Raw genomic sequence first — 24,262 nt, 5'->3', positions numbered from 1 at the left:
CCTCCCCGGGCGCCGGATCGAGCCTCCGGCGGGGTCTGCTCCCGTAGGCTCACAGCCATGACGACGCCCGATCCCGCCGAGGGGACTCTGTCGACACGGGTGTCGCCGCCCGCCGTCGCCACCGTGCCCCCGGCCCGTCCCGGCCTGACCTGGCGCCCCCTGCGCCGGTCCGACGTGCCGGCGCTCGGCGCCCTCGTGGCCGCCTGCGAGAACATCGACGACCCGCCCTACCGCACCACGCCCGCCGAGCTCGACGAGGCGCTGTTCGACGGCGCGGACCGCGACCCCGAGTCCAACACCCTCGCCGCCGTCACCGACGGGGGCGAGCTGGTCGCCTACGGCCGCGTCCGCGTCCTCCCCGGGGACGAGCGCATCGTGCGCGCGTTCCTCGGCGGCGGTGTCCACCCGTCGGCGCGCCGCGACCACCTCGGCACCGAGATCCTCACGTGGCAGGTGGATCGCGCTCGGCAGGCCCTGGCGGCCACCGGCAAGGACGTGCCCATGCGCATCGCGACGTACGTCGACGACGGCATGACGGACCACGCCCACCTGCTCGGCCGCGCCGGGTTCGCGCCGCTGCGCTACTACACCGACATGCGTCGCGACCTCTCGCTTCCGGTCCCGGCGCCGACCCCGCTGGACGGGTCGCTGTCGCTCGAGCCGTGGACCGAGGAGCTGGACGACCACATCCGCCAGGCCCACAACGAGGCGTTCGCCGACCACTGGGGCTCGGAGCCGCAGACCCCCGAGACGTGGAAGGAGGGGGACGCGCACTTCGCCCCGGAGTGGAGCTTCATCGTGATGGACCGCTCCACCGACCGGACTCGGATCGCGGGCTACCTCATCTCCGGCCGCTACGAGCAGGACTGGGACGCGCTCGGCTACACGGTCGGCTACACCGACCTGCTCGGCGTGCGCCGCGACTGGCGCGGTCGGCGCGTGGCGACGGCGCTGCTCGGCGCGGCCATGCGCGCGTACGCCGCCTCCGGCGTCCAGTACGCCGGCCTCGGCGTCGACACGGACAACCCGACGGGTGCGTTCGGGCTCTACGAGCGGCTGGGGTACACCGCCACCCGCGGGTCCGCGCTCTACACGATCGAGCTGTAGGGCTCCTCGACGCGGAGGCGGCCGATCCCGCCCCGGCCGACCGCCGCCGGGCGATCGGCCGACCGGCGTCAGCCGATCCCGACCACCGGCATCGCCAGGGGACGACCCGAACCGTCGCGGCGGTCGTCGAGGTCGGGCAGGTCCACGGGGGCCCCGGAACCGGCCACGGCGCGCGGCGGGTACGACCCGACCCAGGCGAGCGTGAGCGTGTCCTCGCCACGGACGAACCGCTGCGCCCTGACACCACCCGTCGCCCGACCCTTCGCCGGGTACACCGCGAACGGCGTCACCTTCGCGCCGCCCGTCTCGGTGCCGGGCAGCGCACCGCGCGACCCGGCCACGGTCACCACGACGGCGTCCTCCTCGCGGCCCGGGGGATCACACCCAGATGGATCACGACGTGGTCGCCGTCGACCTTGATGCCCGCCATGCCGCCGGCCGAACGACCCTGCGGTCGCACGGTCGCGGCGGGGAAGCGCAGCAGCTGGGCGGCCGAGGTTACGAGCACGAGCTCGTCGTCATCCGCCGCGGGGACCGCGCCGACCACCTCGTCGCGATCGCGGAGCGCGATGCACTCCCACGCCTCGCCGCGGACGGGTCGGTCGCCCGGAGCGACGCGCTTGATCGTGCCGGAGGCGGTGGCGACGGCGAGCACGGGGGCGTCGTCGTCCAGGGCCGTCAGCGCGACGACCCGCTCGCCCGGGTCCAGCACGAGCAGCTCGGTGACGGGGACGCCGCCGGCCAGGCTCGGGGCGGTGTCGGTGGTGGGCAGGGTCGGGACGTCGAGCACGGACAGCTCCACGATCCGGCCCTTCGTCGTGACGGCGCCGATCGTCGCCCTGGCCGTCGTCGGCACGGCGGAGCGCACGGCGTCGTGCGCCGACCGCGATCCCGTGCGCACCAGCGGGGCGTCCCCGCTCGTGCGGGCGAGCAGGCCGGTCACCGACAGCATGACGTGGCACGGGGTGTCCGGGACCTCGAGCGGCACCGCCGAGGAGGACGACCGGCCGGGCGCGCTCTGGGCGCTGACTGCGCCGCCGCCCGAGGCGAGCAGCACCGTGCGCCGCGGCGTGCCGTGCTTGGCGGCGACGTCGGCCAGCTCGTCGGACACGACGCCGCGCAGCACGGTGTCGTCCCCGAGGATGCGCACCAGCTCGGCGATCTGCTCGAGCAGCGCGTCGCGCTCGCCGGAGAGCTCGAGCGTGGAGAACTTCGTCAGGCGGCGCAGCTGCAGCTCGAGGATGTAGTCGGCCTGGGGCTGGGTCAGGTCGAACACGGTCATGAGACGCTCGCGGGCGGTCGCGGCGTCGTCGCTTGAGCGGATGACGGCGATGACCTCGTCGATGTCCGCGATCGCGACGAGGAGGCCCTCGACCAGGTGCAGCCGGGCGCGCCGCTTCTCGAGCCGGTGGGTCGTGCGGCGGGTGACGACCGTGAGGCGGTGCTCGACGTAGACCACCAGCAGCTCGCGCAGCCCGAGGGTGCGCGGCTGGCCGTCCACCAGCGCCACGTTGTTGATGCCGAAGGAGTCCTCCAGCGGCGTGTAGCGGAAGAGCTGCTCGAGCACGGCCTCCGGGTTGAAGCCCGTCTTCACCTCGACCACGAGCCGCGTGCCGTTGTTGCGGTCCGACAGGTCGACGACGTCGGCGACCCCCTGCACCTTCTTGGCCTTGACGGCGTCGACGATCTTCGCCTTCGCCTTCTCCGGACCCACGAGGTAGGGCAGCTCGGTGATGACGATGCCCTTCTTGCGCGGGGTGATGTTCTCGATCCGCGTCGTGGCCCGCGTGCGGAACATGCCGCGCCCCGTGGCGTAGGCGTCGGCGATGCCGTCCAGGCCGATGATCTTGCCGCCGCCGGGCAGGTCGGGCCCGGGCACGAACCGCATCAGGGCGGCGAGGTCGGCGTCGGGGTGGGCGATGAGGTGGCGCGCGGCGGCGATCACCTCGACGAGGTTGTGCGGGGCCATGTTGGTGGCCATGCCGACGGCGATGCCGGAGGCGCCGTTGACGAGCAGGTTCGGCATCGCCGCGGGGAGGACCTCGGGCTGCAGGAACTGGTTGTCGTAGTTCGGCACCATGTCGACGACGTCCTCGTCGATCCCGGCCGTCATCAGGAGCGCGGCGGGCGCGAGGCGGGCCTCCGTGTACCGGGACGCGGCCGGACCGTTGTCGAGCGAGCCGAAGTTGCCGTGGCCGTCGACCAGCGGCACGCGCAGCGAGAACGGCTGGGCCATCCGGACCATCGCGTCGTAGATGGGGGAGTCGCCGTGCGGATGGAGCTTTCCCATCACCTCGCCGACGACGCGTGCGGACTTCACGTGACCGCGGTCGGGGCGCAGCCCCATCTGGTCCATCTGGAACAGGATGCGGCGCTGGACGGGCTTGAGCCCGTCGCGAGCGTCGGGGAGGGCGCGGGCGTAGATGACGGAGTAGGCGTACTCGAGGAAGGAGTCCTGCATCTCCGTCGTGACGTCGATGTCGACGACGGCGCCGACACCTCCGCTGCTCGCGCCGCGCGGCGTCTGGGAACGTGCCATGTCGTCCATCATCCCCGACGCCGCGCCGGTTCTGCGGCTGCCTCGCCGTGCCGCGGCCGGGTCGGGGCGGCGGACAGCGGCCGAGCGATTCGCCGGGTGCCGCCGGGACCGGCCCACTAGGCTGACCGCATGCGCTCCGACGTGGCCTCCTACCCGGAGCACTGGGAGGCCGACGTCCTGCTGCGGGACGGTACGACCATGCGCGTGCGGCCGATCCGGCCGGAGGACGCCGCCGCGCTGCAGGAGTTCCACGTCGGCCAGAGCGAGCGCTCCACCTACTTCCGGTTCTTCGCGCCGCTGCGCCGGCTGCCCGAGCGCGACCTCGACCGTCTGGTCACCGTCGACCACGTCGACCGCGTCGCGCTGGTGGTGGTCTCGGGCACGGCGATCGTCGCCGTCGGGCGCTACGACCGGGTGGCCCCCGACCGCGCCGAGGTGGCGTTCAACGTCTCCGACACGCTCCAGGGCCGGGGCCTCGGGTCGGTGCTGCTCGAGCACCTCGCCGCCGCGGCGCGCGAGCGCGGCATCCGGACCTTCGCCGCCGACGTGCTGCCGGGCAACGCCCGCATGATCCGCGTCTTCACCGACGCCGGCTACGAGGTCCTCCAGCGCTACGAGGACGGCGTCATCAGCCTCGAGCTGCCGATCGACCCGACGGAGGCCTCGCGCGAGGTCGTGGCCGGTCGCGAGCAGCGCACCGACGCCGCGTCCATCCACGCGCTGCTCGCCCCGGAGGCGGTGGTCGTCGTGGCCGGCTCGGCCGAGGCGGAGCTCGCCGTCGACCTGTTCACCCACCGCCGCGTGCCCGACGCGGTGGAGGTCACGCGGGTCGGGTCCGCCCTGGCGGACGCGACCCTCGGGGACGCCGCCTGGTTCGCGAGCCTGCCCGAGGCCGTGTCGGCCCACCGGACGGCCGAGCTCGCCGTCGTCGCCGGCACGTCGCGCGAGGTGGTCTCGTGGCTGCCCGACCTCGCCCGGCTGGGCGTGCGCGGTGTGGTGGTCCTGTCCGGCCGGTTCGACGGCGACCCCAGCCAGCAGGAGCTGCTCGCCGCCGTCCGTGCGGCAGGGCTGCGGCTCCTGGGCCCGCGCTCGTTCGGCGTCATGACGACCGTCGAGGGGGAGCGGCTGCAGGCCCTGCTGTGGCCGGGCGAGCCCCCGCTCGGCTCGACCGCGCTGTTCTGCCAGTCGCCCGCGGCGGCCCAGAACCTGATGGCGCTCGTCGAGCGGTACCACCTCGGCGTCGACACGTTCGTCAGCGCCGGGCACCGCGCGGACGTCTCGGGCAACGACCTGCTCCAGTACGTCGCCGACGATCCCGAGGTCCGCGCCGTCGGCATGTACCTGGAGTCGCTCGGCAACCCGCGCAAGTTCGCGCGCGTCGCCCGCCGGGTCAGCGCCCGGATCCCGGTGGTCGCCGTCGTGGGGGCGAGCTACGGGGTGACGGGGGCGGGCGGGCCCGCCCGGGGGCGCGACGTGGTCGAGGAGACGATGCACGCCCAGGGCGTGCTGGTGGCCCACTCGATGCGGGCGATGGTCGAGGCGACGCAGCTGCTCGCGACCGCCCCGCTGCCGCGCGGGACGCGCACGGCCGTGCTCTCCAGCTCGGTCTCCCTCGGCGACCTGGCGGCCGCCCAGCTCCAGCACCTCGACCCCGCTCCCGACGTCCGGAACGCCGCCGGGGGCGAGGCGCTCGTCGCCGCGGCCCAGGCGCTGGCCGCGGATCCGGACTGGGACGTCCTGCTCGCCGTGTACTCACCCCCGCTGCGCGAGCGCGACGACGCGGTGATGGCGGCCCTCGCCGCGCTGGCCGACACCGGGCGGACCGTGCTGGCCGTGGTCCACGGGCTCGTGGGCGTGACGCCCGACCTGACGGCGCCGTCGGGCGGGTGCGTCGTGGCCTTCGAGAGCGTGGAGGACGCGGTGGCCGCCCTCACCCTCGCGGCGACCTACGCGAGCTGGCGGCGGACGGACCACGGCGGGCTCGTCAGCCCCGACGGCACGGACCTGCGCGCGGCGCGCGAGCTCGTCCAGGACGCGCTGGAGGGTGCGGACGCGGGTGAGGAGCGCGCCCTGACGGCCGAGCAGTCGACCGCCCTGCTGGCGGCGTTCGGCGTGACCGTGCTCCCGTCACGAGAGGTGCGCTCCACCCCGGCCGCCCTCGTCGCAGCCCGCGAGCTCGGCTGGCCCGTGGCGGTGAAGTCGACGGAGGCGCGACTGCGTCACCGCGCGGACCTCGGTGGCGTCCGGCTCGACATCGCCGGTCCCATCGACCTCGTCGAGGCCGTGCGCCAGGTCCGCTCGCGCCAGTCCGGCGACGCCCCGCTCGAGGTGCAGCACATGGCGCCGCTCGGCGTGGCGTGCCTGGTGCGGGCGTGGGAGGACACCCTCCTGGGGCCCGTGGTCTCGCTCGGGCTGTCCGGTGACGCCACCGAGCTCCTCGGCGACGCGACCTACGCCGTCCCGCCCCTGCGGACGGGCGACGTCCACCGCCTCATCACCTCCCTGCGGGCCGCACCGCGCCTGCTCACGCCCCAGGGCGGTCGGATGCCCGACGTCGGCGCGCTCGAGGACCTGCTCGCCCGCATCGCCGTGCTCGTCGAGGCCACGCCGCAGCTGCGCCGCCTCGACCTGCTGCCGGTGCTCGTCTCCTCGGAGGGCGTGGTGGTGCTGCAGGCCGAGATCGTGCTGGCGGCCACGGTCCGTCCCGACGGCGCGAGGCGGGCGCTGCGGGCCTGAGAGTCCGGGGGTGGAAGGATGGACCCGTGCGTCCGACCTCAGCCCACACCGACCTGCTCGACGACATCCGCCTCGCCGGCTACTACCCGGAGCTCGTGGCCGACGTGATCGACCTCGCTCTCGCGGGCGAGGACGTCGTCGCCCACCTGCTCCAGCCGGAGACGACGTTCGACGACGCCGAGGTCCGCCGCCACCTGACCGCGATGGTGCTCACCTCGCGCCGCCTCGTCGTGGCGCACGTGGACGACCAGGTCGTCGAGGGCTCCCTGACGGCCCTCGCCAGCACCGAGGCGGTGCCGCTGCGCGAGATGCGCTCCGTCGTCATCACCCAGGGCTTCACCGACCCGGCCGCGAGCGGCGGTTCGCGCCGGCGCGACATCACAATCTCGCTCGGCTGGGGGGCCGTGCAGCGGATCGACCTCGAGCCCGCCGGCTGCGCCGACCCGAGCTGCGACGCCGACCACGGCCTCACGGGTTCCGCGACGCCCGACGACCTCGTCATCCGCGTCAGCGCGGAGGCGGAGGGCGAGGCCGCGCTCACGGGAGCGGTCACCTTCGCCCGCGCCCTCTCGGCCGCGACGTCGCGCGCGTGACCGGCGCAGGCTCGCTGCCGTCCGTGCCGGTCCTGCCCGCCTTCCCGGACGACCTCACCGACCCGCGGGGACGTCCGCAGCTCGCCGGCGTGCTGGCCGACGTCGCCCGGTCGCTGGACGTCCCCGCCCCCGAGGCGACGGCCGGGCTGGACCTCGGACGACCCGAGCGCGTGTGCGTCGTGCTCGTGGACGGCATGGGGGACGTCCCCCTGCGGGCGCGCACCGGGCACGCGCCGACGCTGCGCTCGCTGCTCGCCGGCTCGACGCCCGTCGTCGCCGGCTACCCCACGACGACGGCGGCCTCCCTCGCGGCGTTCGGGACGGGCCTCGGTGCAGGAAGCACGGGGCTGCTGGGCTACACCGTGCGCGACCCGCGCAGCAGCGCGGCCGCGCCGTCGCTGGTGAACCTCGTCTCCTGGACGACGCAGCCCGGCCCGGTGCCGGCGGCCGCGCTCGAGCCGCCGGACCCGCGCACCTGGCAGCCGCACCCGACCGCCTTCGAGCGGTTCGCCGCCGCCGGCCACCCCGTCACCAGCGTCGGCCCGCTGCGGTTCGCCGGTTCGGGGCTGACGACCGCGGGGCTGCGGGGGTCGACCTACCGTGCCGCCGAGACGCTGGGCCAGCGCGTGGACGCCACGATCGCGGCGTTGCGCCACCCGGGCGTGGCCTACCTCTACTGGGGCGATCTCGACAAGGCCGGCCACCACCACGGCTGGGAGTCGGCGGAGTGGGGTGAGGAGCTCGGCGAGCTCGACCACGAGCTGACCCGGCTGCTGCGCCGGCTGCCCGCGGGCACGGTCGTCGTCGTGACCGCCGACCACGGGATGGTCGACGTGACCGGGCGGACCGACGTCGCGCTCGTCCCCGAGCTGTCCGCCGACGTCGCGCTGGTCGCGGGCGAGCCGCGGGCCAGCCACGTCCACCTCGCGCCGGGGGCTGACGTCGACGTCGTCGCCACGCGCTGGCGCGACGTGCTGGCCGACGACGCGTGGGTGCTCCGCCGGGACGAGGCCGTCGCCCTGGGGCTCTTCGGCACGCTCGAGGCGCGCAACGAGCCGATGGTGGGCGACCTCGTGGTCGCCGCCCGTGGGCGGCACGCCGTCGTGGACTCGCGGACGCAGACCGCCGCCGGGATCGCGCTCATCGGGATGCACGGCTCGCTGACGGAGGACGAGCTGGCGGTCCCGGCGATCGTCACCTCCGCCTGACCTGCTCCGCCCGACGCACCGCGCCCGACCGGGGCGGTCGGGCGTCCCGACCGCGGACGGCCGTGACACCCGACCGCGGACGGCCGTGGCGGATCAGTCCTGCTTCGCCCCGAACACGATCTCGTCCCAGGACGGGATCGAGGTCCGCCGCGCCTTGCGGGCGGTGCGGGCCGGACGCGCGGCGGGCTCGGGCTCGGTGGCCTGGTCCGGTGCGGCGTCGTCAGCGCTGTCCGACGGCGCGGGCTCGGCCTCGCCGTCGGCCGGCGGACCCGCCTGCTGACGCAGCCGGAGGACAGGGGCGACGGGGAACAGCGCATCGTCGACGGCGCCACCTCGCCCCTGACGGCCGGTCGACGTCTCAGGCTCGGCGTCGTCGGACCCCGCGCCGGCGACCGGCCGGGACGACCGGACGCCGCGCGTGGCGTCGAGGCGGTCCAGGAGCGCCTCGGTCGCCGCGGGCGACGACTGCTGGTCCTGCGGCTCCTCGTCGGCGTCGCCCGAGCCGTCCGTCCTCGCGGCGGTGGCCGCTGCCGGCTCGTGCGGTGCGGGGGAGGGCTCGGCCGCACCGTCGCGCTCGCCACCACCGGTGGTGCGCGAGTCGAGGATGACGACGTCGGGGGCCCGCCGCGCGTCGTCCTCGTGCTCGACGTCGAACGGTCGCCCGCGTCCCGGGCGTCGCGAGCCGGTGAGCTCGGTCTCCGAGAGCCAGCGGCTCTCGTCGTCGAGCGCGACCAGCGAGCGCGTGGTCAGGTCGACCTGCCAGTGGGCAGCGCGGGCGGAGCCGGCGGCGTCGAAGGTCACGGCGACCTCCCACGGCTCCCCGGGCCGCCGCACGGCGTCCCAGGTGGCGTCGGTCGTGACGCCGCGGGCGGCGAGACGGTCCATGACGAGGTCGCCGAGCGTGGGCGCCCCGACCTCGCGGCCGATGGGCAGCGCTCGCGTCTGCTCGGCGATCCAGGACCGCTCCGCCTGGACCGGGCCCTCGTAGCGGCGCACGGACTCGACGGTCAGACCGCCCTCGGCGGCGACCGCCTCGGCGCTCGCCCCGGCCCGGATGCGGGACTGGATGTCACGCGGGCGCAGCGTCGACGCCTCCTGGGCCCGCAGGGCCTCGAGGTGCGGTCGGTCGCGTCGGACCGCGATGCGTAGGGCCTCGTCGATGACGAGGCGGTAGCGCTGGCCGTCAGGCCCGCGCAGGATGAGATGCTCGCCGTCGGCGTGCAGGCTGTCGAGCTCGAGCTCCACCATGTGCGCCTCCTTCCGCCCCAGGGTGACACCTGCCGGGGCCGAAACGCCGCATTTCGCTCGGAGCGTTCCGCCTAGGCTGACGAGGTGGACACTGCACCTCGCGATCTCGCCGCCCCGACCGCCCCCCGTCCCGACACGGACCGCAGCGCGGTCCCCGCTCCCGAGGTCGTCGCCCAGCTGCGCGACGCGTGCGAGCGGTTCGCCAGGCAGGCGGGAGACCTCGTCGGCGCCATGCGCCGGGCGGCCGTGGACGTCGCGGCGACGAAGTCGTCGGCGACCGACGTCGTGACGCAGGCCGACCTCGCGAGCGAGGCCCTGCTGCTCGAGCTCATCACGGCGTACCGCCCGCAGGACGGCATCCTCGGCGAGGAGGGGACCCAGCGCGACGGCGACAGCGGCCTCACGTGGGTGCTCGACCCCATCGACGGCACGGTCAACTACCTCTACGGCCGAGCCGACTACGCCGTCAGCGTCGCCGTCGTCGCCGGCGATCCCAGCGACGTCACGACGTGGCAGCCCGTCGCGGGCTGCGTCCACCAACCGGCGACGGGCCGGACGTGGACGGCGGGCCTCGGGCAGGGTTCGTCCGTCGACGGCCGGGCGCTGTCCGCCCCGGCGTCCACCGCGCTCGGGAGCGCCCTGGTCGGCACCGGCTTCTCCTACTCCGCGCCGACACGAGCCTGGCAGGGCGAGGTGGTGGCCCGGCTGCTCCCGCAGGTGCGGGACGTCCGGCGCGCCGGCGCCGGGGCGCTGGACGCCGCGGCCGTCGCCACCGGCGAGCTCGACGCCCACTACGAGCTCGGGCTCAACCCGTGGGACATCGCGGCGGCGGTGCTCGTGGTCACCGAGGCGGGCGGTCGGGTCCGGTATCTGGACGTGGACGGGGTAGGGCTTGTGAGTGTCATCACACAGGCGGGTCTCGAGGCTCCGCTGACTGACGCGATCGAGTCGGCGATCGCGTCGAGCCCGCCCCGTTCCTGACGCGTTCCGGCGCGCTGGCGGGCATTCCCGTGGCTTTGCCGGGACCGGGAACAAACCCGGCCAAGCGGTCGTTGTTGGCTCTGGCTGCCCGTGTTGTGCGGGCGGTCCTGCGGTCAGGACCGCGCGCCGCGCCCCACGCGTGCACGTGGCCCGTGAATGGTGCAGAATCGGCGCGCCCGACACGGTGCGCCAGCCTGGCACCGGCGATCCGCACATGCGGTGAGCAGCAGGACGACGATGCAGATGTGCCCGACGGAACCCCCGCCGGCGGGCCGACCCACGGAGTGTGACGCCCGACATGGCGACCGATTACGACGCCCCCCGCAAGACCGAAGAAGAACTGAAGGAAGACTCGATCGAGGAGCTCAAGGCTCGTCGCAACGAGAAGAGCTCGGGAGCCGTTGACGAGGACGAGACGGAAGCGGCCGAAGGCTTCGAGCTGCCCGGCGCCGACCTCTCCGGCGAGGAGTTCACCGTCCGGGTGCTCCCGCGCCAGGCTGACGAGTTCACCTGCACGCGCTGCTTCCTGGTGCACCACCGCAGCCAGCTCGCGCTGACCGACAAGGTCGGCCCGGTGTGCTCGGAGTGCGCCGCCTAGAGCACCACCCACGTCAACGCCGTCTCGCGCCTCGCGCGGGGCGGCGTTCGTGCTGTCAGCGGACGCCGGTCGGGCGGTCGTCGGTGAGGCGGAGGTCGGTCAGGCGGTCGGGGGCCGCACGGCCACGAGCGCGGCGGCCAGCTCCGCCGGGCGGCGCGTGGAGACGAGCCAGTACGGCGTGGGGTCGTCGGGGTCCAGGACGCTGACCTTGACCGCCGTCGTGATCCAGCCGCGGTGCGCGAGGTGGGCACGGGCGTCGGCGCCCGGGCCGAGGGCCTCGCGGCTCGCCGCCCGGTCCAGCTCGGTGACCTCGCCGATGTGCCACGCCTCGAGGAACGCCCGGCCGGCCCGCAGGCCGGGATCGGCGCCGTCGGTGACGACGATGCGCTCGGCGGTCCGGGCGAGCAGGATCACCACGGTGAGCGTGACGGCCAGGAACACGGCCGCGGCGGCGACGTCGGAGATCGGGAAGACGGCGAGCCCGGCGAAGAGTCCGACGCCCGGCGCGAGGAACCACGCGGCGACCGACGGCCACTGACGCTCGACGAACACCTCGCGCGAGTCGAGGGTGGTGGGCATGGTCCAAGCCTGCCACGTCCCGGGGCCCGCTCAGCGACGCCCGCGGGGGAGCCGCGGGTACAGTGGTCGGGTGAACAAACCGGAGGTGGCCGTGCCGATCGTCATGCTCGACGACGGCCTCCCGGTTCCCGCCTACGCCCACCCCGGCGACGCCGGTGCGGATCTCACCTCCGCCGTCGACGTCGTGCTGGAGCCAGGTGACCGGGCCCTCGTGCCGACGGGCGTGGCGATCGCGCTGCCCGACGGCTACGTGGGGCTCGTGCACCCGCGGTCCGGGCTGGCCGCGAAGGCCGGTGTCACGGTGCTCAACGCGCCCGGCACGATCGACGCGGGCTACCGTGGCGAGATCAAGGTGATCCTGCTCAACACCGACCGCTCCGCGGCGGTGCGCATCGCGCGGGGCGACAGGATCGCCCAGCTCCTCGTGCAGCAGGTCGCCACGGCGAGGTTCGACGTCGTCCCCGCGCTCGGGGAGGCCGCCCGCGGTGACGGCGGATTCGGTTCCACAGGCGGGCACGCGTCCGCGGGGAAGGACAGCTGATGGCTTGGTTCGGCAGCCGCAAGAAGGACGCCTCGACGCAGGAGTCCGAGGTCGAGGCGACCTCCACCGCGTCCGACGAGGCCGGTGGCGACGCCGCAGCGACCTCGGGCGAGGTCACCGCCGACGACACGGCCGCAGCGCCCGCAGGGGAGCGCGGCCCGTGGGACGTCGCCGACGCCGACGACCGCCCCGGCCGCGTGGACCTCGGCGCCGTCCTCATCCCCGGACGTCACGGCATGGCGCTGCGCATGGAGCTGGACCGCGCGAGCCGCCGCGTCATCGCAGCGAACGTGACGATCGGCCAGTCCAACCTCCAGATCCAGGCCTTCTCCGCCCCGCGCAGCGCCGGCATCTGGGACGACATCCGCACCCAGATCGGTGAGTCCATCACCAAGCAGGGCGGCCAGGTCACCGAGACCGCCGGTCCGTTCGGCAAGGAGCTGCTCGCGCTGCTCCCCGTGAAGGACGCCCAGGGCAACGTGGGCCGACGTCCGGCACGCTTCCTCGGCGTCGACGGGCCGCGGTGGTTCCTGCGCGGCGTCCTCACGGGTGCCGCGGTCGCCGACAAGACGGCGGCGCGCGAGCTGGAGCAGTACTTCTCCGAGATCGTGGTCGTGCGGGGGACCGAGGCGCGTCCGCCGAGCGAGCTGCTGGCGCTGACGATGCCGGGCCGTCCCGCCGGTGCCCCCGAGCCCGACGCGGCCGCCGCCGACCTGCTCCAGCGAGGCCCCGAGATCTCCGAGGTGCGGTGACCGCGATGGGTCGCACCCGTCTCCTCGCCTCCAACGAGGAGATCCACGCCTCCGACCAGCGCGCCTGGGTGGCGTCGTACGACGTCGAGGCGATCGCCGACGTCGTCCCGCGCACCCGGGCCCACGCGGCGGGGGTGCTCCGGTCGGTCACCTACGCCCCGCACGGCTCGACGACGGCGCTGCGGGCGGAGCTGTTCGACGGCACCGGGAGCCTCGACCTCGTCTGGACCGGCCGGCGCGACGTGCCCGGCATCGTCCCGGGCCGCCGGCTCCTCGTGACCGGCATGGTCGCGCGCAGCGAGCCCTGGCGGGCGCGCCTGGCGATCCACAACCCCACCTACGACCTGCTGCCCACGGGAGACCCCGCGTGACCACGCCCGACCACCGCGAGCCGGACCACCTCGACGGCGACCGCCTCGAGCCCGCGCCCGCCACCACCCCGACCGCCGCGACGGGGCTCGCCTCGCTCGGTCAGGAGGAGTTCTCCCTCGAGCAGGCCGTCGGGGGCTGGCGCGGGCTCGTCGAGTCGGTCGCGCCCGGGCTGGTCTTCGTGGTCGTGTTCGTCATCACGCAGGAGATCGCCCCGCCGGTGATCGCCTCGCTCGCCGTGGCGGCGCTTGCCGTCGTCGCGCGCCTCGTGCGCCGCAGCTCGGTGACCTACGCGCTCGGCGGTGTGCTCGGCGTCGTCATCGGCGCGGTCTGGGCGTGGCGGTCCGGCGAGGCGAGCAACTACTACGTCTGGGGCCTCATCACCAACGCCGCGTTCGCGCTGGTCACGGGCATCTCGCTGCTCGTGCGGCGCCCGCTCGTCGGCCTCGTCGTGTCCGCGCTCGGGATCGACCCGGCGCTGGACAAGCCGGGCGCGGGGGAGAAGGCGCTCGACCTCTCGTGGCGCCACGACCCGGTCCGGCTGCGTCGCTACGCGCTGGCCACCGCGCTGTGGTGCGGGGCCTTCGTGCTCCGCCTCGCGGTGCAGGTCCCGCTGTGGCTCGCGGGCGAGGTGCCGTGGCTCGGCACCGCGCGGCTCGTGATGGGACTCCCGCTGTGGGCGCTCGTCCTGTGGGTCACCTGGCTGCTGGTGCGGCCAGCAGCTCCTGCAGCTCCGTCGCCGGAGACCGCCGCGCGCTGACGTCGTCCCCGAGCGGGGTCGAGATCACGAACACCAGCTGGTCGCGGCCCTCCAGCGTGTCGTCCTGGCTCGGCGGGATCGCGCGCCCGCTGCGCAGGATCGTCGCGAGCACGACGTCGACCGGCCACGCGACCTCGCCCACGCGGGCGCCCACGAGGTGGGAGTCGTCGGCGAGCGTCACCTCGTACATGCCGGCGCCCGAGGCCTGCAGCTCGAACAGCTTCACCAGGTCGCCGACGCTCACGGCCTCCTCGACCAGCGACGTCATGATGCGCGGGGTCGAGACCGGGACGTCCACGCCCCAGGTCTCGTCGAACATCCACTCGTTCTTGGGGTTGTTGACCCGCGCGACGGTGCGCGGGACGGCGAACTCCGTGCGGGCGATGAGCGAGAGCACGAGGTTGACCTTGTCGTCGCCCGTGGCGGCCACGACGACGTCGCACTCCTCCAGCCTCGCCTCCTCCAGGGTGCTCATCTCGCACGCGTCGCCCAGCAGCCACTCGGCCTCGGCGACGCTCGCGACCCGCATCGCGGCCGGGTTGCGGTCGATCAGCGTGACGTCGTGGTGGTGACCCAGGAGCTCGCGGGCGATGGACCGGCCGACGCTGCCGGCCCCGGCGATGACGACCCTCATGACTCGGCCTTCCTCGGGGGCGTGGCGAGCACGCGCTGGATGTGGTTGGCCTGGTCGGGCGCGCACAGCACGTGCGCGACGTCGTTCTCCTGCACCACGTGGTCCGGGCGGGTGATCTCGCCCTGGCCCCACCGCGTGAGGTAGGCGACCTTGGCGTCGGCGGCCTTCTCCAGCGAGGCGACGCTGCGTCCGATCCAGGACCGGTGGATCGACATCTCCACGATGCTCACGCGTCCGGAGGCGTCGGTGAACTCCGTCATCTCGCGCGCGGGGAGCAGGCGGCGGAGCATCTGGTCGGCGGTCCAGCGCACGGTGGCCACCGTGGGGATTCCGAGCCGGGAGTACATGGCGGCGCGACCGGAGTCGTAGATGCGCGCGACGACGTTGTCCACGCCGAAGGTCTCGCGCACCACCCGGGCCGCAAGGATGTTGGAGTTGTCGCCGTTGGAGACGGCCGCGAAGGCGTAGGCCTCGTCGATGCCGGCCTGGGTGAGCGCGTCACGGTCGAACCCGAGCCCCGTCACGCGGCGGCCCGAGAAGTCCGGACCCAGCCGACGGAAGGAGTCGGGGTTCGAGTCGATGATGGCCACCGAGTGGCCCTGCCTCTCGAGCGTCTCGGCGAGGGTGACTCCCACCCGTCCGGCACCCATGATCACGACGTGCACGACGCAGACGCTACACGCGCCTAGGCTGACCCCGTGCCCGGAATCATCGACGGGGCCAAGCGCCTGCTGGTTGGCAAACCCGTCTCGAGCGACAAGCTCGGCCACACCCTGCTGCCGAAGCGGATCGCCCTCCCGGTGTTCGCGTCGGACGCTCTGTCGTCGGTGGCCTACGCGCCCGACGAGATCCTCCTGACCCTCTCCATCGCTGGGGTCGCCTCCTACGCCCTGTCGCCGTGGATCGGCCTCGCCGTCGTCGTGGTCCTCCTCACGGTGGTCGCGTCCTACCGCCAGACGGTGCACGCCTATCCCTCGGGGGCGGCGACTACGAGGTCGCCACGAGCAACCTCGGCCGCAACGCCGGGATCGGCGTCGCGAGCGCGCTCCTGGTGGACTACGTCCTCACCGTCGCGGTGTCCACGTCGACGGCGTCGCAGTACCTCGCCGCGATCGTCCCGGCGGTCCACGGCCACGAGTCCAAGGTCGCCGTCGCCGCCATCGTCGTGCTGACCCTGATGAACCTGCGCGGCGTGCGCGAGTCGGGGGCGGCGTTCGCGCTGCCCGTCTACCTCTTCATGGGGGCGATCGGTCTCACCGCGGTGGTCGGCACCTTCCAGTTCTTCACGGGTTCGCTGCAGCCGGCCGAGAGCGCCGGGTTCGACCTGGTGGCCGAGCCCGGTTTCGAGCAGGGGCTGGTGGGGATCGGGGGAGCGATGCTGCTCGCTCGCGCGTTCTCCTCCGGCTGTGCCGCGCTGACCGGCGTCGAGGCGATCAGCAACGGGGTGCCGGCCTTCAAGGAGCCGAAGTCGCGCAACGCGGCCACGACGCTGCTGCTGCTGGGGCTCATCTCCGTGACGATGATCGTCGCGATCCTGATCCTCGCCCGCGCCACCGGCGTCGTCTACGCCGAGGACCCGCACCAGCAGATGAGCCTGAACGGTCAGGCGCTGCCCGAGGGCTACGAGCAGGACCCGGTGCTCGGGCAGATCGCCCAGGCCGTGTTCCAGGGTGCGCCGCCGCTGTTCTACATCGTCACCGCCGTCACCGGGCTGATCCTGCTGCTGGCCGCGAACACGGCCTTCAACGGTTTCCCTGTCCTCGGGTCGATCCTGGCGCGCGACGGTCTGCTTCCGCGCCAGCTCCACACGCGCGGCGACCGCCTGGCCTTCTCCAACGGCATCGTCTCGCTCGCCGTCGCCGCGAGCGTCCTCGTCGTGATCTTCGACGCGTCGGTCACCCGGCTGATCCAGCTGTACATCGTCGGTGTCTTCATCGCCTTCGTCATGAGCCAGCTCGGCATGGTGCGCCACTGGACCTCCGCGCTGCGGACCGAGGTCGACCCGCGGGCGCGGGCGAGCATGGTCCGCTCGCGCGCCGTCAACGCGTTCGGGCTCGGGCTCACGTCGCTCGTGCTGATCATCGTGCTCGTCACCAAGTTCACCCGCGGGGCCTGGATCACGCTGCTGCTGATGGCGATCCTCTACGTGATGATGCGCGCGATCGCCAAGCACTACGACCGCGTGCGCGACGAGCTGACGCTCGACGACGTCAGCGGGTCCCGGGCGCTGCCCTCCCGCGTGCAGGCGGTCGTGCTCGTCTCGCGCGTGCACAAGCCGACGATGCGCGCGATCGCCTACGCCCGCGCGACGCGCCCGTCCTCCCTCGAGGCGATCACCGTGGGCGTCGACGCCGACGACGTCGCCCGCCTGCGCCAGGAGTGGGCCGACGCCGACGTGCCCGTGCCGCTGACGGTCCTGGACTCGCCGTTCCGCGAGATCACCCGGCCCGTCGTCGACTACGTGCAGTCGCTGCGGCGGTCCTCGCCGCGCGACCTCGTGGTCGTGTACGTGCCCGAGTACGTCGTGGGGCACTGGTGGGAGCAGTTCCTGCACAACCAGAGCGCCCTGCGCCTCAAGAGCAGACTGCTGTTCTCCCCGGGGGTGGTCGTCGCCTCGGTCCCGTGGCAGCTGAGCTCCGCCCAGGGCGGCAGCGGAGTGAGCCGGTGGGACGAGCCCGCCGTGCCGTGGCAGACGAAGGACGACAACGCGTGACAAGCAGCTCCGAGCCCGCAGTTCTCCACGAGGTCACCGTCGGTGACCCCGCGCACGGCGGTCACGCCGTCGCGCGGCACGACGGTCGGGTGATCTTCGTGCGCCACGCGGCCCCCGGCGAGGTCGTCGACGTCACGCTCACCGAGGACGCCCCCGACGCCCGGTTCTGGCGGGGTGACGCCACCCGCGTCCACCAGGCCTCGCCCGACCGCGTGCGCCACGTCTGGCCCGAGGCCGGTCCCGGCGGGGTCGGTGGCGGCGAGCTCGGTCACCTCACCCTCGAGGCCCAGCGCGCGTGGAAGGCCGCCGTCGTCAACGACACGCTGCGGCGGATCGGCAAGCTCGAGCTCACCGACGTCGTGGTCGATGCGGTCCCCGGCGAGACCGACGGTCTCGGCACGCGGACGCGCATCGAGCTCGTCGTCGACGACGCGGGCCGGCTCGCGATGCACCCGCACCGCAGCCACGACCTCATCGCGCTCAAGACGATGCCGCTGGCCGTCCCGGAGATCGCCGAGCACGTGCGCCGCAGCCGCGAGCGCGGGTCGCGCCTGCGGCCAGGTGCCCGGGTCGAGCTGGTCCGCTCGGCGAGCGGTCTGCTCGTGCTGGTCGACGGTGAGTCGCTGGGCCAGGCGCGCAAGCACGTGCGCGAGCGCGTGCTCGTGACGGGGACCGACGGCGAGACGCGGCGGTACGAGTTCCGGGTCGCGGGCGGCGGCTTCTGGCAGGTCCACCACGGGGCGCCCCGCCTGCTGGCCGAGCGCGTGCTGGCGGCTGCGGAGCTGCAGCCGGGGGAGCGCGTCGTCGAGGCGTACTCCGGCGCCGGCCTGCTCACGCTGCCGCTCGCGGACGCCGTGGGGGAGACGGGCCGCGTCGTCGCGATCGAGGGCGACGACGCCGCCGTCCGCAACGCGCGCCGCAACGCCCACGCCCACCCGTGGATCGAGCTCGTGCACGGTGACGTGGCGTCCGCGATCGGTGCGACGACGGCGGAGGGGGCCGACGTCGTCGTGCTCGACCCGCCGCGCGCGGGCGCCGGGGCCGCCGTGGTCGACGCGATCCTCGCGGCCCGGCCGCGCCGCGTCGTCTACGTCTCGTGCGACCCCGCGTCGCTGGCGCGCGACCTCGCCCTGCTGGTCGCGGGCGGCTACGCGCCGCGGGACCTGCACGCCTACGACCTCTTCCCGCACACGCACCACGTCGAGACCGTCGCCGTGCTGGACGCCCCGGCATGAGCACCGCCGACGCGCCGACCGCGGTCGGCGGCCTCACCTCGGCCGAGGTCGCCGACCGGGTGGCCCGGGGCGAGACGAACGTCGCGGACGACTCCAGCTCGCGCAGCCTGGGCCAGATCCTGCGGGCCAACACCTTCACGCTGTTCAACGCGATGCTGGCCACGGCGTTCGTGCTGGTCATGCTCACGGGGCAGTGGCAGGACGGCCTGTTCGGGTTCGTGCTGATCCTCAACACCGCGATCGGCGTGGTGACGGAGTACCGCTCCAAGCGCACGCTCGACAACCTCGCGATCCTCGACGCCCCGACCGCCCAGGTCTGGCGCGACGGCGCCGTGGTGACGCTCGCCGTCGGCGAGATCGTGAAGGACGACGTGATCTCGGTCTCGACGGGCGACCAGGTCCCCGTGGACGGCGAGGTGCTCGAGGTCCGCGGCCTCGAGGCCAACGAGTCGCTGCTGACCGGCGAGTCGCGCCCCGTGCGCAAGGCCGTCGGCGACGAGGTGCTCTCGGGCTCGTCGATCGTCGCCGGGTCCGCCCGCGTCGTCGCGACGCGCGTGGGCGAGAACGCCTACGCCCAGAAGATCACCGCGGCGGCGCGCCGCTACTCCCTCGCGTCCTCGGAGCTGCAGGGCGCCGTGAAGCGCATCCTGCGCGTCATCACGATCATCATCGTGCCGATGGCGCTGCTGCTCGGGCTGAGCCAGGTCAGGGCCCTGGGTGGCTGGGACACGGTGCGCGACGACGGGACCTGGCGCGACGCCGTCGTGCAGGCCGTCGCCGGTGTCGTCGGGATGATCCCCGACGGTCTCGTGCTGCTGATCTCGATGAACTTCGCCCTCGCCGCCGTCGTGCTCGCCCGCCGCAACGTGCTCGTGCAGGAGCTGCCCGCCGTCGAGGTGCTCGCGCGCGTCGACGTCATCTGCCTCGACAAGACCGGCACGATCACCGACGGCGCCATCGCGTGCGACGAGATGCTCGCCATCGACGCGCAGGGCCACGCCCACGCCGTCGACCTCTCGCCCGACGTGCTGGCGGCGCTGTCCGCGATCGGCGCCGACCCGGAGGCGAACGCCACGGCGGCCGCGATCGGGGTCGCCCTGCCCGGTGGCGACGACGCCGCGGTCCGCGGCACGGTCCCCTTCTCCTCGGCCCGCAAGTGGTCGGCGCTCCTGCTCGATCGCGCGTGGGTGCTCGGCGCCCCCGAGGTCGTGCTCGCGGGCCGCGAGGACGCCCTGGCCACCGGCACCCTGGCCGCCGCGCACGCGCGCGCCACGGGCGGTTCGCGCGTCGTCGTCCTCTGCCGTGCGGGGGAGGCGCTCCCGGATCCGGACGCCCCGCTGCCCGTCGTCGAGCCCGTCGCCCTCGTGGTGCTCGGCGAGCACGTCCGCGAGGACGCGGCCGAGACGCTCGCGTTCTTCCGCGACCAGGAGGTCGGGCTGCGCGTCATCTCGGGCGACGACCCCACCACGGTGGCGGCCATCGCCGGCAAGGTCGACCTGCTGGGCTCGGGCGGCGACGTCCCCGGGGCGGACGCGCGTCAGCTGCCCCAGGACGTCGACGAGCTCGCCACGGCGCTCGAGAGCGCGTCGGTGCTCGGCCGCGTCACGCCCGAGCAGAAGGTCGGGATCGTGGAGGCCCTGCAGTCGCGCGGCCACACGGTCGCGATGACGGGCGACGGCGTCAACGACGCGCTCGCCATCAAGACGGCCGACCTCGGCATCGCGATGGGCAACGGCGCGCGCGCCACGAAGGCCGTCTCGCGCCTGGTGCTGCTGGACGGCAAGTTCTCCACGCTGCCGGGGGTGCTGGCCCAGGGCCGCCGCGTCATCGCCAACATGGAGCGCGTCGCCAACTTCTTCCTGGTCAAGACCGCCTACTCCACGGTGCTCGCGCTCGTGACGGTGCTGGCCGGGTTCGTGGTGCCGATCGCCTACCCGTTCCTGCCGCGCCAGCTCACGCTCGTCTCGGCGCTCACGATCGGCATCCCTGGCTTCCTGCTGTCGCTGCCCTCGAGCTCCGAGCGCTACGTGCCCGGGTTCCTGCGCCGGGTCCTGACGTTCGCGATCCCCGCGGGGGTGGTGGTGGCCGTCGCCGCGCTGGTGGTGACCGCCGTCGCGAGCGATCCCGACGTCGCGGGGACCCAGATGGCGCGGACGCTGGCGACGCTCAGCACGCTCGGTCTCGGGATGGTCGTCGTCGTGCTGCACGCCCGTCCGCTCGTGTGGTGGAAGGTCGTGATGGTCGCGGTGCTGACCCTGGCCGGGCTCGCCGCGCCGTACGTGCCGCTCGCGGCCGACTTCTTCCTGCTCGAGCGTCCGGACGCCAAGCACTGGCTGATCGTGGCGGTGGTCGTCGTGGTCGGCGGTGCGCTCCTGGTGGGCGTCCGCGCGCTGGCGCGTCGGGCTGGGACGTCGGGGCGCGGTAAGATATCTTGACGTCGAGATAAATGTCGGAGACGCCCTGACCGGGCGACACGAAGGAGACCCGATGAGCACCGTGGACAGCTTCCGAGCCAAGGGGACCCTCGAGGTCGCGGGCTCCACCTACGAGATCTACCGCCTCAGCGCGGTCGAGGGGACCGAGAAGCTCCCCTTCAGCCTGAAGGTTCTCGCCGAGAACCTCCTGCGGACCGAGGACGGCGCGAACATCACCGCCGACCACGTCCGCGCGATCGCCGGGTGGGACCCGGACGCGCAGCCCGACACCGAGATCCAGTTCACGCCGGCGCGCGTGATCATGCAGGACTTCACCGGTGTCCCGTGCGTCGTCGACCTCGCCACCATGCGCGAGGCCGTCGCCGACCTCGGCGGCGACCCCAAGCGCATCAACCCGCTCGCACCCGCCGAGATGGTCATCGACCACTCGGTGCAGATCGACGTCGCCGGCCGCCGGGACGCGTTCGAGCGCAACGTGGAGCTCGAGTACGAGCGCAACCACGAGCGCTACCAGTTCCTGCGCTGGGGCCAGACGGCGTTCGACGACTTCAAGGTCGTCCCGCCCGGCACCGGCATCGTGCACCAGGTCAACATCGAGTTCCTGGCGCGCGTCGTCATGACGCGCGAGGTCGACGGCGTGCTCCGCGCCTACCCGGACACCTGCGTCGGCACCGACTCCCACACCACGATGGTCAACGGCCTGGGCGTGCTGGGCTGGGGTGTCGGCGGCATCGAGGCCGAGGCGGCCATGCTCGGCCAGCCCGTCTCGATGCTCATCCCGCGCGTCGTGGGCTTCAAGCTCAGCGGCCAGATCCCGGCGGGCGTCACGGCCACCGACGTCGTGCTGACGATCACCGAGATGCTGCGCGCCCACGGCGTCGTCGGCAAGTTCGTGGAGTTCTACGGCGCCGGTGTCGCGGCGGTCCCGCTCGCCAACCGCGCGACCATCGGCAACATGAGCCCGGAGTTCGGCTCCACGGCCGCGATGTTCCCGATCGACGGCGTCACGATCGACTACCTGCGCCTCACCGGCCGCAGCGAGGAGCAGCTCGCGCTCGTCGAGGCGTACGCCAAGGAGCAGGGCATGTGGCTCGACCCGGAGGCGTCGGACTACATCGAGCCGGCCTTCTCCGAGTACCTCGAGCTCGACCTCTCCACGGTCGTCCCCTCGATCGCCGGCCCGAAGCGCCCGCAGGACCGCATCGAGCTGACGCACGCGAAGACGCAGTTCGCCCGCGACCTGCCCAACTACGCGAGCGACGTCCTCAACATGATCGACCAGGCCGAGATGGAGTCCTTCCCGGCCTCCGACTCGCCCGCCGTCGGCACCCGTGTGACGCACACCTACCCGGTGACGGACTCGAACGGCAAGGAGTTCGAGTTGTTCCACGGTGCGGTCGCGATCGCCTCGATCACGTCGTGCACGAACACCTCCAACCCCTCCGTGATGCTCGCCGCCGGTCTGCTCGCGAAGAAGGCCGTCGAGCGCGGCCTCATCGCGCAGCCGTGGGTGAAGACGTCGATGGCCCCGGGGTCGCAGGTCGTCACGAACTACTACGAGAAGGCCGGCCTCTGGCCCTACCTCGAGAAGCTCGGGTTCCACCTCGTCGGCTACGGCTGCGCGACGTGCATCGGCAACTCGGGTCCGCTGGACCCGGCGGTCTCCGAGGTCGTCAACCACGAGGACCTCGCCGTCGTCTCGGTGCTCTCGGGCAACCGCAACTTCGAGGGCCGCATCAACCCCGACGTGAAGATGAACTACCTGGCCTCGCCGCCGCTGGTCATCGCCTACGCGCTCGCCGGGACGATGGACTTCAACTTCGACACCGACCCGCTGGGCCGTGACGAGGACGGTCACCCGATCTTCCTCAAGGACATCTGGCCGTCGCCGGAGGAAGTCCAGGCCACGATCGACTCGTCGATCAACCGCGAGATGTTCACGTCCGACTACGCCGACGTCTTCACGGGCGACGAGCGCTGGCGCGGGCTGGACACGCCCGACGGCGACACGTTCGCCTGGGACGCCGAGTCGACCTACGTGCGCAAGCCCCCGTACTTCGAGGGCATGCCCGCCGAGCCGACGCCGGTCACGGACATCACGGGCGCCCGGGTGCTCGCCAAGCTGGGCGACTCGGTCACGACCGACCACATCAGCCCCGCCGGTGCCATCAAGGTGGACAGCCCGGCCGGCCGCTACCTCGCCGAGAACGGTGTCGAGCGCAAGGACTTCAACTCCTACGGCTCGCGCCGCGGGAACCACGAGGTCATGATCCGCGGCACCTTCGCCAACATCCGTCTGCGCAACCAGCTCCTGGCCGACCGCAACGACGGTAAGGGCGTCGAGGGCGGCTTCACGCTCAACCACCTCACGGGCGAGCAGACGTCGATCTACGACGCGTCGGCCGCGTACGCCGAGGCCGGCATCCCGCTGGTCGTGCTGGGGGGCAAGGAGTACGGCTCCGGCTCGTCCCGCGACTGGGCGGCGAAGGGCACCGCGCTGCTCGGGGTCCGCGCCGTCATCACGGAGAGCTTCGAGCGGATCCACCGCTCCAACCTCATCGGGATGGGCGTCGTCCCTCTGCAGTTCCCGGTGGGGGAGTCCGCGGACTCGCTCGGCCTGGACGGCAGCGAGACGTTCGACATCGCGGGCATCACCGAGCTCAACGAGGGCCGGACGCCCAAGACGCTCGCGGTGACCGCGACGAAGACCGACGGCACCGTGGTCAGCTTCGACGCCGTCGTGCGCATCGACACCCCCGGTGAGGCGGACTACTACCGCAACGGCGGGATCCTGCAGTACGTGCTGCGCTCGCTCGTCGCCTAGTCGCTGATCCGCTCGGGGACCCGCCTCGCGGGCTGTGCTGGAACCGATCGATGAGCACGCGTCGATCGCGGTAGCAGCGTTGCGGAGCGCGTGCGCCCCGTCAGGCTTCGGCCTGGCGGGGCGTGCTGCGTTTCAAGCGAAGTGGACCGGGCCGGCCGACCCCATCGACATCGGGTCCAGTCGTTCGCGTGCGCGGTCCAGGCTGCCTCGCGTCGGGTTGCTGCCCGACCTTACAGATCGGCGAGGACAGATCGTTGCGCACCGTGCCGGATGACAGATGGAGCACCGCCGCGATCTCGCGAACGCTCGAGCCATCCAGCGTGACGCGCAGGACGTTCTGCTCGCGGGCGGTCAGCGGGCAGTCGTGCGTCGGGCCCGTGCAGCCAGGTAGGCGGCGATGTCACGGTCGC

18 protein-coding genes and 2 pseudogenes are annotated in these 24,262 nt (G+C 73.5%); 14 read left to right on the top strand and 6 right to left on the bottom strand.

The annotated features are described in order from the left end of the window. Positions 1-57: 57 nt before the first annotated feature. Positions 58-1,107 (top strand): GNAT family N-acetyltransferase, encoded by a 1,050-nt coding sequence (locus C8046_RS03165; protein WP_109228219.1) that lies wholly within the window; start codon positions 58-60, stop codon positions 1,105-1,107. A 68-nt stretch (positions 1,108-1,175) separates the two neighbouring features. Here the strand turns inward: C8046_RS03165 and C8046_RS03160 are convergent. After that, positions 1,176-3,646: pseudogene (locus tag C8046_RS03160) on the bottom strand (DNA gyrase/topoisomerase IV subunit A). Between the two features lie 129 nt (positions 3,647-3,775). Between C8046_RS03160 and C8046_RS03155 the strand changes: the two are divergent. The 3 genes from C8046_RS03155 to C8046_RS03145 are packed head-to-tail and all read left to right on the top strand — an operon-like array spanning position 3,776 to position 8,183. Further along, positions 3,776-6,382: a GNAT family N-acetyltransferase gene (locus C8046_RS03155; RefSeq protein WP_109228218.1), complete on the top strand. Its 2,607-nt coding sequence runs from the start codon at positions 3,776-3,778 to the stop codon at positions 6,380-6,382. Positions 6,383-6,408: 26 nt separating this feature from the next. Next, positions 6,409-6,975 (top strand): DUF5998 family protein, encoded by a 567-nt coding sequence (locus C8046_RS03150; RefSeq protein ID WP_109228217.1) that lies wholly within the window; start codon positions 6,409-6,411, stop codon positions 6,973-6,975. After that, the gene (locus tag C8046_RS03145; protein ID WP_235866062.1) at positions 6,972-8,183 is read left to right on the top strand and encodes an alkaline phosphatase family protein; all 1,212 of its coding nucleotides are present in this window, start codon (positions 6,972-6,974) and stop codon (positions 8,181-8,183) included. The genes C8046_RS03150 and C8046_RS03145 overlap by 4 nt, the downstream gene beginning before the upstream one ends. 93 nt (positions 8,184-8,276) lie before the next feature. Here C8046_RS03145 and sepH read toward each other — a convergent pair whose 3' ends face one another. Then, positions 8,277-9,431 (bottom strand): septation protein SepH, encoded by a 1,155-nt coding sequence (gene sepH, locus C8046_RS03140; RefSeq protein WP_109228216.1) that lies wholly within the window; start codon positions 9,429-9,431, stop codon positions 8,277-8,279. An 84-nt stretch (positions 9,432-9,515) separates the two neighbouring features. On the opposite strand from sepH, the gene C8046_RS03135 reads away from it, so the two are divergent. Beyond that, positions 9,516-10,412 carry an inositol monophosphatase family protein gene (locus C8046_RS03135; RefSeq protein WP_235866061.1) on the top strand — a complete coding sequence of 299 codons (897 nt, stop codon included), beginning with the start codon at positions 9,516-9,518 and terminating at the stop codon, positions 10,410-10,412. Positions 10,413-10,710: 298 nt separating this feature from the next. Then, complete coding sequence (locus C8046_RS03130) at positions 10,711-11,010, top strand: DUF4193 domain-containing protein (RefSeq protein ID WP_109230702.1); 300 nt, start codon at positions 10,711-10,713, stop codon at positions 11,008-11,010. A 99-nt stretch (positions 11,011-11,109) separates the two neighbouring features. Here the strand turns inward: C8046_RS03130 and C8046_RS03125 are convergent, their stop codons facing one another. After that, positions 11,110-11,589 carry a DUF3093 domain-containing protein gene (locus C8046_RS03125; protein ID WP_109228215.1) on the bottom strand — a complete coding sequence of 160 codons (480 nt, stop codon included), beginning with the start codon at positions 11,587-11,589 and terminating at the stop codon, positions 11,110-11,112. Between the two features lie 70 nt (positions 11,590-11,659). On the opposite strand from C8046_RS03125, the gene dut reads away from it, so the two are divergent. From dut to C8046_RS03105, 4 genes are read left to right on the top strand one after another with little or no spacing between them, the layout of a single operon-like run. Then, the gene (gene dut / locus C8046_RS03120) at positions 11,660-12,130 is read left to right on the top strand and encodes a dUTP diphosphatase (RefSeq protein ID WP_268921358.1); all 471 of its coding nucleotides are present in this window, start codon (positions 11,660-11,662) and stop codon (positions 12,128-12,130) included. Then, positions 12,130-12,882 (top strand): DUF3710 domain-containing protein, encoded by a 753-nt coding sequence (locus tag C8046_RS03115; protein WP_109228214.1) that lies wholly within the window; start codon positions 12,130-12,132, stop codon positions 12,880-12,882. The genes dut and C8046_RS03115 overlap by 1 nt, the downstream gene beginning before the upstream one ends. Positions 12,883-12,887: 5 nt before the next feature. Then, entirely contained in the window at positions 12,888-13,253 is a 366-nt protein-coding gene (locus tag C8046_RS03110) for an OB-fold nucleic acid binding domain-containing protein (protein WP_109230700.1), read from the top strand. Then, complete coding sequence (locus tag C8046_RS03105; protein WP_109228213.1) at positions 13,250-14,011, top strand: DUF3159 domain-containing protein; 762 nt, start codon at positions 13,250-13,252, stop codon at positions 14,009-14,011. The genes C8046_RS03110 and C8046_RS03105 overlap by 4 nt, the downstream gene beginning before the upstream one ends. Here C8046_RS03105 and C8046_RS03100 read toward each other — a convergent pair. Both C8046_RS03100 and C8046_RS03095 read right to left on the bottom strand, forming a co-directional pair. Continuing rightward, positions 13,947-14,645 (bottom strand): potassium channel family protein, encoded by a 699-nt coding sequence (locus C8046_RS03100; RefSeq protein ID WP_109228212.1) that lies wholly within the window; start codon positions 14,643-14,645, stop codon positions 13,947-13,949. The two genes, C8046_RS03105 and C8046_RS03100, sit on opposite strands and share 65 nt — an antisense overlap. Further along, positions 14,642-15,295 carry a potassium channel family protein gene (locus C8046_RS03095; protein WP_109230699.1) on the bottom strand — a complete coding sequence of 218 codons (654 nt, stop codon included), beginning with the start codon at positions 15,293-15,295 and terminating at the stop codon, positions 14,642-14,644. The genes C8046_RS03100 and C8046_RS03095 overlap by 4 nt, the downstream gene beginning before the upstream one ends. Before the next feature lie 48 nt (positions 15,296-15,343). Here C8046_RS03095 and C8046_RS03090 point away from each other — a divergent pair. The 4 genes and pseudogenes from C8046_RS03090 to acnA all read left to right on the top strand — a co-directional run bounded on the left by C8046_RS03090 (position 15,344) and on the right by acnA (position 23,852). Further along, positions 15,344-17,358, top strand: a pseudogene (locus C8046_RS03090) (APC family permease). After that, entirely contained in the window at positions 17,355-18,593 is a 1,239-nt protein-coding gene (locus tag C8046_RS03085; RefSeq protein ID WP_109228211.1) for a class I SAM-dependent RNA methyltransferase, read from the top strand. Before C8046_RS03090 ends, C8046_RS03085 begins: the two are co-directional and overlap by 4 nt. Then, a complete protein-coding gene (locus C8046_RS03080; RefSeq protein ID WP_109228210.1) occupies positions 18,590-21,028 on the top strand; it encodes an HAD-IC family P-type ATPase in 2,439 nt (812 codons plus the stop codon). The genes C8046_RS03085 and C8046_RS03080 overlap by 4 nt, the downstream gene beginning before the upstream one ends. 52 nt (positions 21,029-21,080) lie before the next feature. After that, entirely contained in the window at positions 21,081-23,852 is a 2,772-nt protein-coding gene (gene acnA, locus C8046_RS03075; protein WP_109228209.1) for an aconitate hydratase AcnA, read from the top strand. A gap of 100 nt (positions 23,853-23,952) precedes the next feature. Here acnA and C8046_RS19105 read toward each other — a convergent pair whose 3' ends face one another. Continuing rightward, positions 23,953-24,171 (bottom strand): sigma-70 region 4 domain-containing protein, encoded by a 219-nt coding sequence (locus C8046_RS19105; protein ID WP_235866410.1) that lies wholly within the window; start codon positions 24,169-24,171, stop codon positions 23,953-23,955. Positions 24,172-24,262 lie beyond the last annotated feature (91 nt).

It is taken from the genome of Serinibacter arcticus (assembly GCF_003121705.1).
GTDB lineage: Bacteria > Actinomycetota > Actinomycetes > Actinomycetales > Beutenbergiaceae > Litorihabitans.
Note: the sequence above shows the minus strand (reverse complement) of the source record. Positions and strands in the feature narration are given on the sequence as shown.